This is a genomic window from Flavobacterium sp. LC2016-01, from assembly GCF_009711135.1.
Lineage (GTDB): Bacteria > Bacteroidota > Bacteroidia > Flavobacteriales > Flavobacteriaceae > Flavobacterium.
On the sequence record NZ_WMIC01000001.1, the window covers coordinates 1 to 13276 of the forward strand.

Genomic DNA, 13276 nt, shown 5'->3' on the forward strand with positions numbered 1-13276 from the left:
TCAGCGGAGAAAGAGGGATTCGAACCCCCGGACCTGTTACAGTCAACAGTTTTCAAGACTGCCGCATTCGACCGCTCTGCCATTTCTCCAGTATGTTCCAATCATTTTCTGATTGCGGGTGCAAAGATAAAATGTTTTTTCGATTTTAGAAATTTTTTTGATACTATTTAAAAAGAAAATTATATTTGACAGCTAAGTAAGAATGAAATATTTATTTCAAATTAAGAACTTTTTCAATTTTATCTTTTCCAATTTTCATTATATATTCTTGTCGTTCTTGTACAAGTATATCGACGCTATGAGTAATATTTGTATTCTGATGGTTTATCGCGTCTAAAATTGCTTCATCTTCTGTGTTTTTCCAATCACATGAAAGATCTTTTTCTTTGCAGATTGCTTTAAATTGACGGATTAATTTAAAAGTATCACTTTTTATAATGTTTTTCTTTGCCATGATTTTGATTATTTAAGATTAAAACTTATTGGGAAAACTAATCGTATTCCGATATTGTTTCTTTCAATTAAGGAGTAGTCTGAATCTTTGGAATTAAAGATGTTGACTGCATTGTAATATAATTCGGCATTGATGGTGGATTTGTCCTTCTTTTTGTCAATGAAAGGGAATACCACTCCAAAGCCAGCATTATAAACCGGTTTTAAATTTTCGGTGTATTTGCTATTGGGGAATAGGTGAAATCCAATGCTGCTGTTTCTGAATGGGAAATGATAAAAATCTATATCTGCGTTAATCTCGGTTATGCCGGTTTTGTAGACTCCGGAGTATGCAAAATATTTTTCAACAGTTTCCCTTGTCTGATTTGAACTTGTGCCTGTGAGATTTGTCTGGGAAACTTCGACTTTCTTTAAATCATTAAAATTGCTTTTATATTTCATGGTTAAAGATGAGGTGAGGTATGTAGTTTTGTCATTTTTGCTCGGATTTAAATTTATATAGGAATATTGTGTTTTAAATTCATAACTGACATAGTTATCTTTTGTAATCTGCTTTTCATAAGGTTCTTGAGGATTTAACAAACGAAAATCATCATTTTTTAATTTAGCAGACATTGAAAACCACGCAAATCGATAGCCGGCAACTTTTAGTTTTGAAATGTCATTTTCCTGTAATCTTTCAGCTCTGGCATTTCCAATTTTAAGGCGCTCTTTTAATTTATTGAAAATTTTATTTAAAGAATCGTTTTCGGTTATCTTAGCTTGGTTTTGTTTTTTTTTGATATTTTCTACAGTAATCTGCGCATCGTAGAGTTCTCTATAAGCGGTTACCGAATCCTGGACTTTAGGTATTGGAGAATCTTTTAAATCGCTCTTAAGCTTTTTTAATTTTTTAATTTTGGTATCAGCAGTTTTGTTATCTGTTTCTAATTGATTGTTTTCAATTATCCGGCTCTTTTTATCAAACGAAGAATCAATTTTAATTAAAGCATCTTTGTATTCCTTATCGATTTTCTGTAGTGCTTCTCTCTGCTTGTCAAGATCATTTTTGTAATAATATATTATCTTAGGCTGGTTATTGAATAAAAAATGATATTGAACTTCCAGACTGATATTGGTGTTTAATTTAGAGTTGTTGAAAATAGAGTACATGCCGTCAGATATGCCTCCCATCATTTTGCCTGTAACGATATTTCCGTTTTTTAATATAAAAGTGGGACTGAAAGTTACCTCTGTTTTTTCGATATCAACGCCTGCATAACTTCCTATGTTGTTAGCGGACTGGCCCGTAATTAATTTTGAGAAGTTAGTCTGTATTATTTTGTTGAACTCTTCATTGGAGAGAGATTCCTTGGTTCTGATTATTTCCGCGGTTTTATTTTCATTCTCCTGTGAATGCGCTATTGAATGAATGAGAATAAAGAAAAATACTAGAAATCTTTTCATATGTTTTCGGATTTGGTTCTTCTTATTTAATATATAATTGTCTCTGCCTGCTTTTTAAATCTGAGGGATTAAACCAGGATTTATACCAAGATTTGCGTTTGTCGTTTAAATCGTCCAGATGTCTTTCCTGGTCTGGGTTCACTTCGTAATTTCTCCAATGAAAATGGTCAACTAATCGGAGGGCTTCTATAGCAAAAACCGTAACAATATCATCGTCGTGGATTTCCAGCAGATTATCTCCGTTTTTTTGTTCGGGATTAAAAGCAAGGTTGCTGCTTCCGCAGTAAACTACAGGATTGTCTCCCCTAAAGTTCACCACAATAAATTTATGATGAATAGCATAACCGTCGATTTTTGGCACCGTTCCAAACGGCTGGGGCAATACAGAGGCTATACCTCTTCCTGCAACTCTTATTCCGTTTATATTGTTGGGTTTATAGAGGAAGACTTCGTAGTCTTCTGCTTTTTTATTTATTCTGTCCGTTATGCCGTAAGTAAAAACAGTATTGTTTTTTAATTGATTCTGTACGGCAGTTAAGATACTGCTGGCACTGTTATCTTTCATAATGGCGAAAAGAACGTCACTATTTCCTTCTCGGGTAATGCGGTCACTGATTCTTTTAAAAATTCTCTCGGCATCTGCTTTAGCATGCGGTGCAAAAGTGATTGTCATTTCTGGAATTTCTTCTGCTTCAAAATGATAATCCAGCGTTGTAGGCTCAGTACCTTTAAGATTATTGATTTTAGTTTTGGAAAATGACATATCAAAAAGATTGTTATAGCATTCAGCAATTTTTTTATTATCAAATACCAGCACATGATTGGAATTAATATAAATTCCGTTTGTTGAAAAATTAGTGGAGCCTGTAAGTACTTTTAAAGCCTTGTCGTTGGAATCAAGTATTATAAAAGTTTTGCAGTGCGCCAGACCTTTGTAATGGCCTCTTACAATTTCTGAATTTCCTGTTTTTCTGCTATTAAAAAGAATATTGAATTTGTCTTCAAAAGAATCTAGCTCTCCATGATCCCCAGCATCGTCTAAAATGATTTTTAATCTTCCAGATGCTGTTATTTCCAGTAAGCGGTTGCAGATTTCGGGTTCATCTAAATCATAGGCAAAGACTTTAAGTCTCAGTGAATTATCTGTAATGACTTCATTTAAAAAATCGAGTATTCTTTGTCTGGCCTGCCATCCCAGCCACTTATGTTGGTCTTCATACGTATAGGGCACCATTTCGTAATTGTGCAGGGCGTTATTCCATCTCTTTGCGTTGTCTGCTTTTTGGCTGATGTCGAAAATTAAATCAGTTTCGTTTGGTCTTACACTGTTGTTTTCCACATTAAACCTTTTTGCGTAAGCCACAGAGGACACAAAGCCTCTTGTAAATCCAATTTTAGTGTTTTTCATTTCAAAAGGACCTACATTAATTTCTATAGTCACTGTTAGTGAATGATCAATGGGCTTCAAAACATTATCGGCAATGTGGCGGGGTGTAATCTCGTAAATATAAATACCAAAAACTGGTATTTGGCTATCGATAGCAGCATTGGGAACATGTACCCAGTTAAATTTTTGTATGGGAGCATATAATGTTGAATTTTTTTCTCTGGGAGGAATATTGGAGGCAATTATCACATGGTCAGGAAAGATCATCCGGTTATAAATATAATCTTCGAAAGCAGTTCCTTTTATCTTATAACGAATAGTGAATCCTGCCAGATTATCTGTTAATGAAGGAATTAAGTCGAATGCCAACAAAGTCATTGCATCGCCTTTGAAAGCGCGTACGCTTACACCATTATTTTTATTGAATATATTCATAATTGATAAAGATTAAGTGAATTCTTTTATCCTGCAATTTGTTTTTTCAGTTCCTCAATTTCTATTTTGAGATTTTTTACAGCATCATCTAAGGCGTCCTTGTCTTTTTTTAATTTTGTATAATCTTCTTTTAGTGATGAATCTTTAGGGTCGTCTTCTCTTGAGAGTACGTACCCTGCTATAGTGCCCAAAAGCGCTGCAAGGGTAGAGCCTCCTATAAGGCCTCCTCCTGCCAAGGCAAGGATACAGATGCCCGGAAACATTAATATAAGGCCGATGAGTTTTATGGATTGAAATCCTATATATTGTTCCCTGTCTTTAAGGTGGCCAAATAATTTATAAAAGAGAAACAGCATCACAGCAAAAAAGAGAACAGTAATAATAAGAACTGCATTTTCATTTATTGACGGAGCAGCAGGCACAGCACTATTTTTGTGACTGGTATCTGATTGACCTCCTGCAGTTTCAATGGCGGAGTCTGACCTGCCTTTTTCAATTTTAGGGGTATCAGGATTCTTGGCTTTTGTACTATCGACAGCAGGTACAAAACCGGACGTAATGCTAAGAATAAGCAGTATTGTTAAAAGTCCTGAAATGAAATTTAGATGCTTCATGATTAAGATTTTTAATTGATTAGTAGGATATAGATTCAGTAGTTTTGAAATTATTTTTTTTTTTTTTTTTTTTTTTCAATGTCATGACGAGTTTATATAATAAAAACTAGTCTTGTCGGATATAATGAAAACGCATTTTAATTTATGATCTTTATTTGGCGGGTATGTTTTAAGTATCTTAATTAATGCTTAAAAATTTTACATATTAGATCTTTTGAAGAATTTTGTATTGTAAAAGGTCTTTTTGTAAATCATGGAAAAAGAAGAACTTTTCTGTGTTATTATATTAGCTTCGAAATTAAAAAATATAAAGTTATAATTGTCAAGTAGTTATACCTGTTTTGGAGTATTTGTTCAGTTGCTTTTTTGTTCTAGCTTAATAAAAATTAGGATCTAAATTCGGCAGACCTTATAAATGCTTGATTTTTGTTTTTAAGAGATAAGTCTTGCCTCGAATGTGCTGTGGCGATTTTGCGCGCTTTTATAAATATTGAAAAGTGGTATAAAAGAAAAAACCCTGCAAATCGTTTGATTTGCAGGGTTTACCGCTCTTTTTGGCTTTTTTTATAAACTTTGAAAAGTCTCTTTTTAGCCTTCAGCGGAGAAAGAGGGATTCGAACCCCCGGACCTGTTACAGTCAACAGTTTTCAAGACTGCCGCATTCGACCGCTCTGCCATTTCTCCAGTATGTCGCTCTCGTTATCTGATTGCGAGTGCAAATATAGTACGCTTTTCCGATTATAAAAACTTTTTTAGCGATTTTTTTAAGTTAATTTTCAAGTGTCTAATTATCAGTATTTACGAAAATAGATTTTTTGAAAAATTACTCTAAATCATCCAAAATTGGCACCGGTTTTTTATTTTCATCGACAGCAACAAACGAAAAAGTTCCTGAAACTACAGTTTCGCGAAGCTCTGAATACATTTGTTCCATAAAAATATCAACGTGAATTTTACAACTTGTTCTTCCAACACTGATAACTTTCGCTACTAATTCGATTAAAGTTCCCGCCGGAATTGCTTTTTTAAAATCAATTTGACCTGTTGAAATTGTTACCACTTTTTTACGGCTGAAACGGGTTGCACATATAAAAGCAACTTCATCCATCAAATGAAGTGCAGTTCCTCCAAATAAGGTGTCATAATGATTCGTTGTACTCGGAAAAACAGCTTTGAAAATATGTGTTTCAGATTTTAAAATTCTTTCTTCTAATGTCCCCATATTAGTAGTTTACGTATTCAGTAATTTCAAGTCCATACCCAATCATACCAACACGTTTTGTTTGCTGTGTATTCGATACTAATCTAATTTTAGAAATATCGATATCATGTAGAATTTGAGCTCCAATTCCGTAGTCTTTACTGTCAATAATTACTTTTGGGGCTTTTAATGTTCCTTGAGATTGTAATGATTTAAGTTCAGAAATTCTATTTAAAAGATTAACTGCAGTCATATCCTGATTAATGAAGATAATAGCGCCTTTGCCATTTTCATTAATAACTTTAAACATATCATCCAGTTGTTGTTCGGCATTATTGGTTAAAGTGCCTAATAAATCATTATTTACTTGCGAAGAGTGGATTCGGGTTAAAATTGGCTCACCTAAATTCCAAGTTCCTTTTGTTAAGGCAATATGAATTTGTTTGTTTGTAGTTTGTTCGTAAGCTCTTAATCTAAATGTACCAAAACGGGTTTCAATATCAAAATCTTCTTTTTTAACGATCAGACTGTCGTGCTGCATTCTGTAGGCAACTAAATCCTCAATAGAAACTAATTTCAAGTTGAATTTTTTAGCAACTTCAATAAGCTGAGGCAGGCGAGACATTGTTCCATCTTCATTTAAAATTTCGCAGATAACACCTGCAGGTTTGAATCCTGCCAGTCTTGCAAAATCAATAGCTGCTTCTGTATGTCCTGTTCTTCTTAAAACGCCTCCTTGTTTAGCAATCAACGGAAAAATATGTCCAGGACGCGCTAAATCGTGCGGTTTTGTGTTTGGATCAACTAAAGATTGAACAGTTTTTGATCTGTCAGCGGCAGAAATACCGGTTGTTACGCCGTGACCTTTTAAATCAACAGAAACTGTAAAAGCAGTTTCCATATGATCTGTATTGTTAGTTACCATGGCACGTAGATCAAGTTCTTTGCAATGGCTTTCTGTAAGTGGTGTACAGATTAATCCGCGGCCGTGTGTTGCCATAAAGTTGATCATCTCTGGAGTTACTTTTTCGGCTGCTGCCAAAAAATCACCTTCATTCTCACGATCTTCATCATCGACTACAATAATTACTTTACCTTGACGAATATCTTCTATAGCTTCTTCAATGGTATTTAGTTGTATTTTTGCTGACATAATTTTATTTATTTTGAGCGGGGAAAAATCGCTCGGAAATTTTCTGAAATAATTGTGATATAGGCGTCATAATAGCATCAAAATTTATTAATCCGTTGTCATTTGTTGCACGGTATGTTAATAAAATTGCCAATGGCGTTAATATGAAAGAGGACATCCATGATCCCAAAAATGGAGTCATACCGCCTTCTTGTGAAAGTCTTTTTCCAAAAGTATTAATGAAATGGAATGTAATGAAAATCAATACTGCAAAAACAATTGGCAATCCTAGTCCGCCTTTGCGAATGATTGCGCCTAATGGAGCTCCAATAAAAAACATTAAAAAGCAGGCGAAAGCAATGACAAATTTCTCATATAATGCACTGAGATGCTTGTTGATTTCTCGCTGTTTGTCTTTTAAATCTTTTTGGGTGGCTTCGACTGAATAAATATTACTGCTCACATTACTGCTTGCCATTTTTAGAATATCCAGTTTTTGCTTATTTGTATATAATGATAGAAGATCATTAGGCATTTGCTTTTTCTTAATATCAGTTTTAATAGGCATTGGGATTTTTTTAATTCCAACACGCTGATTGATATTTTCTGAAAAAGAAATTATTTCATTGTCCAAATTTTTGTTTAAGGAATCAAGCGTATAGCGCAATTCGCTAACATTCAGCATCCCGTTTGTGCTGTTCACATCTTCTTTATTTTCGTCAACTTTATTCAGTTCAGATAAATCGATATTGATGATTTGTTTTTTGAAGGCAGCTTTTACAAAAGGTAATTTGGCACGGTCTTCATATTTTTTTGGCATTACGTCTTGGTAATAATAGCCGTCATTTAAAACAAGTTTCAAAATACTTGATTTTTCATTACTTATTAACTCGCCATTTTTTGCTTTAATAACAGTTTTGTTTTCGCCAATGTTATTATTTTTTTCATGAATGGTAACACCGGTTAAGATATTTCCGTTTTCGCCTGATTTTTTATTTACTTTGATGTTGTAAAATCCAACATCATTAAATTGGCCTTCAGCAATTGCCATTGCTGGTTTAGCCTGAGCGATATTTTTTCGGAAGTTAACAAATTTGTATTCTGCATACGGAATTACATTATTAGCAAACCAAAAAGCAACAATACTTAAAACAAAGATAAATACGATTAAAATACGCATTGCCCTTTGAAGTGAAATTCCAGAAGATTTCATAGCGGCAAATTCATAGTTTTCGGCTAAATTTCCGAAACTCATAATTGAAGCTAATAAAACCGATAAAGGTAAAACCAGCGGAATGATACGCGGCATTGAGAAAAGCAGGAATTTGACAACTAATATTAAGTCAAGATCTTTACCTGCAAGTTCTGCGATAAAAAGCCATACTGTTTGAAGTATGAATATAAAAAAAAGGATTACGAATACCGTAGTAAACGTAATCAGAAATGTTTTTAGTAAGTATTTGTCTAAAATTTTCAACCCGTAATTAATCTAATTTGTTGATGTAGTATTTTGGATATTTGCTCGCTACAAAGGTAAATTGATTTTTTGATAAAGGCTGATTGGTTTTAAAAGAATTAACGGTTAAAGTTGTTTTTGTTCCGTTTTTTCCAGTTTCGATTAAATTGTAAATGTGTTTTGTCTGAACATCAATGCCTAAAAGAATTTCTTTTCTTTGGTCTTTACCGCTTGTTGGCACTAATTTGATGTACTGAATTTTTCTTCCCTTAACATTCTGAACAATATCCATGTTGTATTTGTATCCAGAATTAAAGAAAGTAAGCATTTTTGAAGGCGTAATAGCATTGTCATCTTTCTCATTTACTTTCGAAATAGTAACTTCTTCGTCTTCAGGATTTATAGTATAGGTTTTTTGCCCGTCGAATATTTTAGTGACACCCATGAAATTCAAAACATATTGATTTCCTTTCATAGTTACATTTCCTTTACTGTCTTGATTAATGTTTTCTTTAGCATTATTCAAAGAGTATTTAAAATCGATAACAATATTGTCGTAACTTTTAATTTTAGTGGTTACCTCGTTCAATAAATCTTTGGCTTTTTTATCCTGAGCCTGAGTTGAAGTGAAGCTCAAAAGCAATATTACTGCAATTTGAAAGCACTTTTTAGTCATGTTAGTGATAGAATTGTTTCTGATTTCCTGAATTTTCGTTTTCATGATGGGGTTAATTTTGTTCATTATTAAAAAATTGATCAAGAGCACTTAAGTCTAAAATGTTCACGCTTCTTGCTTTACTGCCTTCAAAAGGGCCAACAATTCCGGCTGCTTCCAATTGATCAATCAATCGCCCGGCTCTGTTGTAGCCTAATTTTAATTTTCTTTGCAGTAATGAAGCAGAACCTTGCTGTGCATTGACAATAATCTCAGCGGCTTCTCTAAATAAGGTGTCTCTTTCGGAAATATCTATATCAAGATTGATGCCACTTTCTTCTCCAATGAACTCCGGAAGCAAATATGCTGTGGCATACGCTTTTTGTCCGCCAATAAAATCTGTAATTTTTTCAACTTCAGGAGTGTCAATAAATGCGCACTGTACACGCACAACATCGTTTCCATTTGTGTATAATAAATCTCCTCGTCCAATAAGCTGATCAGCACCTTGAGTGTCTAAAATTGTTCTCGAGTCAATTTTTGAAGTTACTCTAAACGCTATTCTGGCTGGGAAATTGGCTTTAATCAAACCTGTAATTACGTTTACAGAAGGTCGCTGTGTGGCAATAATTAAGTGAATACCAATGGCACGGGCAAGCTGAGCCAGACGCGCAATCGGAATTTCGACTTCTTTTCCGGCAGTCATAATTAAATCGGCGAACTCATCGACAACCAAAACGATGTAAGGTAAAAATCGGTGTCCGGCTTCAGGATTTAATTTTCTTGCTTTGAATTTATCGTTGTATTCTTTAATATTTCGAACCATCGCATCTTTTAATAAAGAATAACGATTGTCCATTTCAGTACAAAGCGAATTTAAAGTGTTGACAACTTTTGCATTATCTGTAATAATAGCATCTTCTGTATCAGGAAGTTTGGCTAAATAGTGTCTTTCAATTTTATTGAAAAGCGTAAGCTCCACTTTTTTCGGGTCAACCAAAACAAATTTTACTTCTGCTGGATGTTTTTTGTATAAAAGCGAAGTTAATACAGCATTTAATCCAACCGATTTACCTTGTCCAGTAGCACCCGCCATCAATAAGTGAGGCATTTTGGCTAAATCGACAACAAAAGTTTCGTTTGAAATTGTTTTTCCTAATGCAATTGGTAATTCCATTTCGGCTTCTTGAAACTTAGCTGATCCAATAACGCTTTTCATCGAAACCATCGTTGGATTCTTGTTCGGAACCTCAATACCAATCGTTCCTTTTCCTGGAATTGGCGCAATAATACGAATTCCTAAAGCGGATAATGAAAGTGCAATATCATCTTCTAAACTTTTAATTTTAGAAATTCTGATTCCGGCTTCCGGTACAATTTCATATAAAGTTACCGATGGACCAACAGTCGCTTTAATCTGAGCGATTTCAATTTTGTAGTTACGCAATGTATCTACAATTTTATTTTTGTTTTCTTCTAATTCTTCTTGATTGATCGTAATGCCGCCTGTCGAATATTCTTTTAATAAATCGATGGTTGGGAATTTGTAATTCGAAAGATCTAAAGTTGGGTCAAATAATCCAAAATCAGCAACTAGGCGAGAAGCCAGATTTTCTTCAATAATATCTTCTTCTTCTGCTTTTTCGATCACAAACTCTTCAGTGTGAGCTGGAGCTGTAACAGTTGCAGGATTGATATTCATTTGAACGGGTTTTAAAACCGGATTTAAATCAATTTCTGAAGAATTTGAAATAGTAGGTTTTAAAGCTTCTTTATTGATTTCGAATTGGGAATCAACCGTTTTTAAGTGAATGTTATCCAATTCAGGATCTTCTTCCTCAATTGCAAATTCTTCTAAATTATAAGCACTTTCTGGTTGTGGATGTTGTTGAACAGGTTTTATAGATTCTAATTCTGAATTAAATTCCTTTTTAGTTGAATCAAAATAAGACTGAATTTTTTCAGGTGATACTTTTATTTTGAAAATCAAATAAACGATCAGACCGAAAAACAAGGTCAATAAAGTTCCTGTTTTTCCAATGTAATCCTGAAGAAAAAGATTCAATTCATAACCAATTGTTCCTCCTAATTCTGGCGCTGATGTAGCGAAAAAACCAAACAGAATAGAAACAACAATCATAGCAAATAAGTCCCAAAACCAAGTGTTTTTTAGTTTTTTGGTCGAAAGTTCTAATGCTAAAAACAATCCGGTAAGGAAAAATAAACGGACAAAAATAAAAGAAGCAATCCCAAAACCTCTGTAAACAATAAGATCAGCAAGATAAGCTCCGAATTTTCCGAGCCAGTTTTGTACCACTTCGTCTCGGTCTCCAAGACTGTTGACAGCACTTTGGTCTGTTTGCCACTGTCCGTTAATATAAAACGAAATAAATGCAACCAATAATGCGATTGAAAAAAGTATTAGAAGACATCCCAAAACAAACTTTTGCTGTTTGGTTAATTTCCAAGACCTAATATTCTCAACTTTTGATTCAGTTTTTTTGTCTGCCGTTTCTTTTTTTGTTTTTGCCATTCTTGCGTTCCGCCTATATAAATTTTGGGATATAAATAATTAAGCCAATTGCTATTGCAGTCATTGCGGCAAAAAATACCGCTCCGGCAGCAATATCTTTAATAAATCCGATTCGTCTGCTGTAATCAGGATGAATAAAATCAGCAATTTTTTCAACTGCTGTATTCAAACCTTCAACACTTAAAACTAAGCCAATTGCCAAAGTCTGGCAAAGCCATTCGGTTTGTGAAATATGAAAATAGAACCCGGCAATGGTCATGATAATTCCCAATGAGAATTGAACCATAACGCTGTGTTCTGTTTTGATTAGTTTTACAGCTCCTTTAAAAGCATATGTAACGCTTTTTAAACGACCTGTAACAAATGTATTATCTTTTTGAAACTCCATTTATTGGAAAATATTATAGTGCTGCTAAAGCCGCTTCGTAATTTGGTTCGTTTGCAATTTCTGCAACTTGTTCTGTGTGCGTAATTGTTCCGTCAGCGTCAACAACAATGATTGCTCTTGAGTGTAAACCAGCTAAAGGTCCGTCAACGATTTCTAAACCGTTTGCTTTACCAAAGCTTCCTTCTTGGAAATCAGATAAATTAACTACATTTTCTAAACCTTCAGCACCACAAAAACGTTTTTGAGCGAAAGGTAAATCTCTAGAGATGCATAAAACAGTAGTGTTCTCTAATCCGCTTGCGCTTGCATTGAATTTTCTAACAGACGTTGCGCAAGTTCCTGTATCAACACTTGGGAAAATATTTAAAACTAATTTTTTACCTGCAAAATTGCTTAGTGAAGCAACTGATAAATCGTTTTGTACTAATTTGAAATCAGCCAATTTTGATCCAACTGCTGGTAATTCGCCTGATGTATGAACTGGATTTCCTCCTAATGTTATTGAAGCCATGATTTTTGTTTAATTTAATGAGGTTCAAAAGTAAGGATTAATATTTGAATCTAAAAGTATTTGTTATGGGTTTAAGGAGAGATTAAGGAGGTGAATTTTTATTTTGGTTTGTATATAGATTGAACGCGGATGGCACAGATTTGCTTACGCAAAAACGCGGATTTAAACGGATTTATTTTTTTTATGATTACGTACGAAACGAAAAGAATCCGTTTAAATCCGCGACTTCACGAAGTGAATCCGTGTCATCCGTGTGCAATTTGCCACAATACAAAAAAAGCGTCCCTAAAATAGAAACGCTTTCTCAGTCTTGTTTTTTGTTTTTTATTTGAAAAAGAGGCCGATTTATTTATCGATTGAACCTAAAACACGTTTCATGAACGTATTTAAAGCTTCTTTTTTATCTGTTCCTTGTGCAACCAATTTTTGTACTTCAAGTGCACCGTACATATTCGAAATCAATTCGCCAATTACGTCTAATTCTTCGTCTTTAAGAGAAGGAATTTCAGTCATAGCTTCAAGAACTTCGATTGTTTCAATGATATAATCCTGATCGTTTTCTTCGATGAATTGCGTCAAATGCTTTATTACAGGTAATTTCATAATTTAGACTTCTTAGATTTTTAGACATTCTTAGACTTCTTAGACCTTTTTAAAGTTTGTAGACAACTTCTAAGAAGTCTAAAAATCTAAGCCAGTCTAACTAATCTAAATTTAAGCAATTGCGTTTACAAGATCGATTAAAACTTCTTGTTTATTAGTTTGTGTTTCGCCAACCAATTGTCCGTTTACGAAAGTGGCGAATGTTGGCAAATTGCTCACATTAGCTAATTTTCTTGATTCAGGAGCATTTTCTGCATCAACCAAAACAAAAGTGATAGCTTCATTTTCTGTGGCTAATTTTTTGAATTTTGGTTTCATAATACGGCAATTTCCACACCATGAAGCTGAATATTGTACTACTACTTTTTCGTTTTTAGCAACTAAATCTGCTAACGTATCTTCGTTTAAGTCGATTAACATAATTTTTATTTTTTGAGGTGCTAAGTCGCTAAGGTTCTAAGT

13 protein-coding genes and 2 tRNA genes are annotated in these 13276 nt (G+C 33.9%); all 15 read right to left on the reverse strand.

The window, feature by feature from the left end:
- Nucleotides 1–4: 4 nt before the first annotated feature.
- The 15 genes from GKZ88_RS00005 to GKZ88_RS00075 all read right to left on the reverse strand — a co-directional run bounded on the left by GKZ88_RS00005 (nt 5) and on the right by GKZ88_RS00075 (nt 13234).
- A tRNA-Ser gene (locus GKZ88_RS00005) sits at nt 5–89 on the reverse strand.
- A 122-nt stretch (nt 90–211) separates the two neighbouring features.
- Nucleotides 212–454: a hypothetical protein gene (locus GKZ88_RS00010; RefSeq protein ID WP_155100344.1), complete on the reverse strand. Its 243-nt coding sequence runs from the start codon at nt 452–454 to the stop codon at nt 212–214.
- 8 nt (nt 455–462) lie between these two features.
- Nucleotides 463–1899, reverse strand: a complete 1437-nt coding sequence (locus tag GKZ88_RS00015) for a hypothetical protein (protein WP_155100345.1) — start codon at nt 1897–1899, stop codon at nt 463–465.
- 22 nt (nt 1900–1921) lie between these two features.
- On the reverse strand, nt 1922–3721 hold the full coding sequence (locus GKZ88_RS00020; protein ID WP_155100346.1) for a phospholipase D-like domain-containing protein: 1800 nt from the start codon (nt 3719–3721) through the stop codon (nt 1922–1924).
- Between the two features lie 26 nt (nt 3722–3747).
- On the reverse strand, nt 3748–4335 hold the full coding sequence (locus GKZ88_RS00025) for a hypothetical protein (RefSeq protein ID WP_155100347.1): 588 nt from the start codon (nt 4333–4335) through the stop codon (nt 3748–3750).
- A 599-nt stretch (nt 4336–4934) separates the two neighbouring features.
- Nucleotides 4935–5019, reverse strand: a tRNA-Ser gene (locus GKZ88_RS00030).
- Nucleotides 5020–5158: 139 nt separating this feature from the next.
- Complete coding sequence (locus GKZ88_RS00035) at nt 5159–5557, reverse strand: acyl-CoA thioesterase (protein WP_155100348.1); 399 nt, start codon at nt 5555–5557, stop codon at nt 5159–5161.
- A 1-nt stretch (nt 5558) separates the two neighbouring features.
- Complete coding sequence (gene ribB / locus GKZ88_RS00040; protein WP_347343849.1) at nt 5559–6692, reverse strand: 3,4-dihydroxy-2-butanone-4-phosphate synthase; 1134 nt, start codon at nt 6690–6692, stop codon at nt 5559–5561.
- Nucleotide 6693: 1 nt separating this feature from the next.
- A complete protein-coding gene (locus tag GKZ88_RS00045) occupies nt 6694–8145 on the reverse strand; it encodes an LptF/LptG family permease (RefSeq protein WP_155100350.1) in 1452 nt (483 codons plus the stop codon).
- A 7-nt stretch (nt 8146–8152) separates the two neighbouring features.
- Nucleotides 8153–8845, reverse strand: a complete 693-nt coding sequence (locus tag GKZ88_RS00050) for an outer membrane lipoprotein carrier protein LolA (protein ID WP_155100351.1) — start codon at nt 8843–8845, stop codon at nt 8153–8155.
- 7 nt (nt 8846–8852) lie between these two features.
- Entirely contained in the window at nt 8853–11312 is a 2460-nt protein-coding gene (locus GKZ88_RS00055; protein ID WP_155100352.1) for a DNA translocase FtsK, read from the reverse strand.
- Nucleotides 11313–11325: 13 nt separating this feature from the next.
- Complete coding sequence (locus GKZ88_RS00060) at nt 11326–11700, reverse strand: diacylglycerol kinase family protein (RefSeq protein WP_012024181.1); 375 nt, start codon at nt 11698–11700, stop codon at nt 11326–11328.
- 13 nt (nt 11701–11713) lie between these two features.
- The gene (gene tpx, locus GKZ88_RS00065) at nt 11714–12211 is read right to left on the reverse strand and encodes a thiol peroxidase (protein WP_155100353.1); all 498 of its coding nucleotides are present in this window, start codon (nt 12209–12211) and stop codon (nt 11714–11716) included.
- A gap of 345 nt (nt 12212–12556) precedes the next feature.
- Nucleotides 12557–12814: a hypothetical protein gene (locus GKZ88_RS00070; protein WP_008462029.1), complete on the reverse strand. Its 258-nt coding sequence runs from the start codon at nt 12812–12814 to the stop codon at nt 12557–12559.
- 111 nt (nt 12815–12925) lie between these two features.
- On the reverse strand, nt 12926–13234 hold the full coding sequence (locus tag GKZ88_RS00075) for a thioredoxin family protein (RefSeq protein ID WP_031453681.1): 309 nt from the start codon (nt 13232–13234) through the stop codon (nt 12926–12928).
- Nucleotides 13235–13276 lie beyond the last annotated feature (42 nt).

What these genes read in the sequence shown, in the direction of transcription:
- GKZ88_RS00025 (WP_155100347.1), bottom strand. Translation starts at nt 4,335, where the DNA reads ATGAAGCATCTAAATTTCATTTCAGGACTTTTAACAATACTGCTTATT.
- GKZ88_RS00055 (WP_155100352.1), bottom strand. Translation starts at nt 11,312, where the DNA reads ATGGCAAAAACAAAAAAAGAAACGGCAGACAAAAAAACTGAATCAAAA.
- GKZ88_RS00015 (WP_155100345.1), bottom strand. Translation starts at nt 1,899, where the DNA reads ATGAAAAGATTTCTAGTATTTTTCTTTATTCTCATTCATTCAATAGCG.
- GKZ88_RS00070 (WP_008462029.1), bottom strand. Translation starts at nt 12,814, where the DNA reads ATGAAATTACCTGTAATAAAGCATTTGACGCAATTCATCGAAGAAAAC.
- GKZ88_RS00075 (WP_031453681.1), bottom strand. Translation starts at nt 13,234, where the DNA reads ATGTTAATCGACTTAAACGAAGATACGTTAGCAGATTTAGTTGCTAAA.
- GKZ88_RS00035 (WP_155100348.1), bottom strand. Translation starts at nt 5,557, where the DNA reads ATGGGGACATTAGAAGAAAGAATTTTAAAATCTGAAACACATATTTTC.
- GKZ88_RS00010 (WP_155100344.1), bottom strand. Translation starts at nt 454, where the DNA reads ATGGCAAAGAAAAACATTATAAAAAGTGATACTTTTAAATTAATCCGT.
- GKZ88_RS00020 (WP_155100346.1), bottom strand. Translation starts at nt 3,721, where the DNA reads ATGAATATATTCAATAAAAATAATGGTGTAAGCGTACGCGCTTTCAAA.
- GKZ88_RS00060 (WP_012024181.1), bottom strand. Translation starts at nt 11,700, where the DNA reads ATGGAGTTTCAAAAAGATAATACATTTGTTACAGGTCGTTTAAAAAGC.
- tpx (WP_155100353.1), bottom strand. Translation starts at nt 12,211, where the DNA reads ATGGCTTCAATAACATTAGGAGGAAATCCAGTTCATACATCAGGCGAA.
- GKZ88_RS00050 (WP_155100351.1), bottom strand. Translation starts at nt 8,845, where the DNA reads ATGAAAACGAAAATTCAGGAAATCAGAAACAATTCTATCACTAACATG.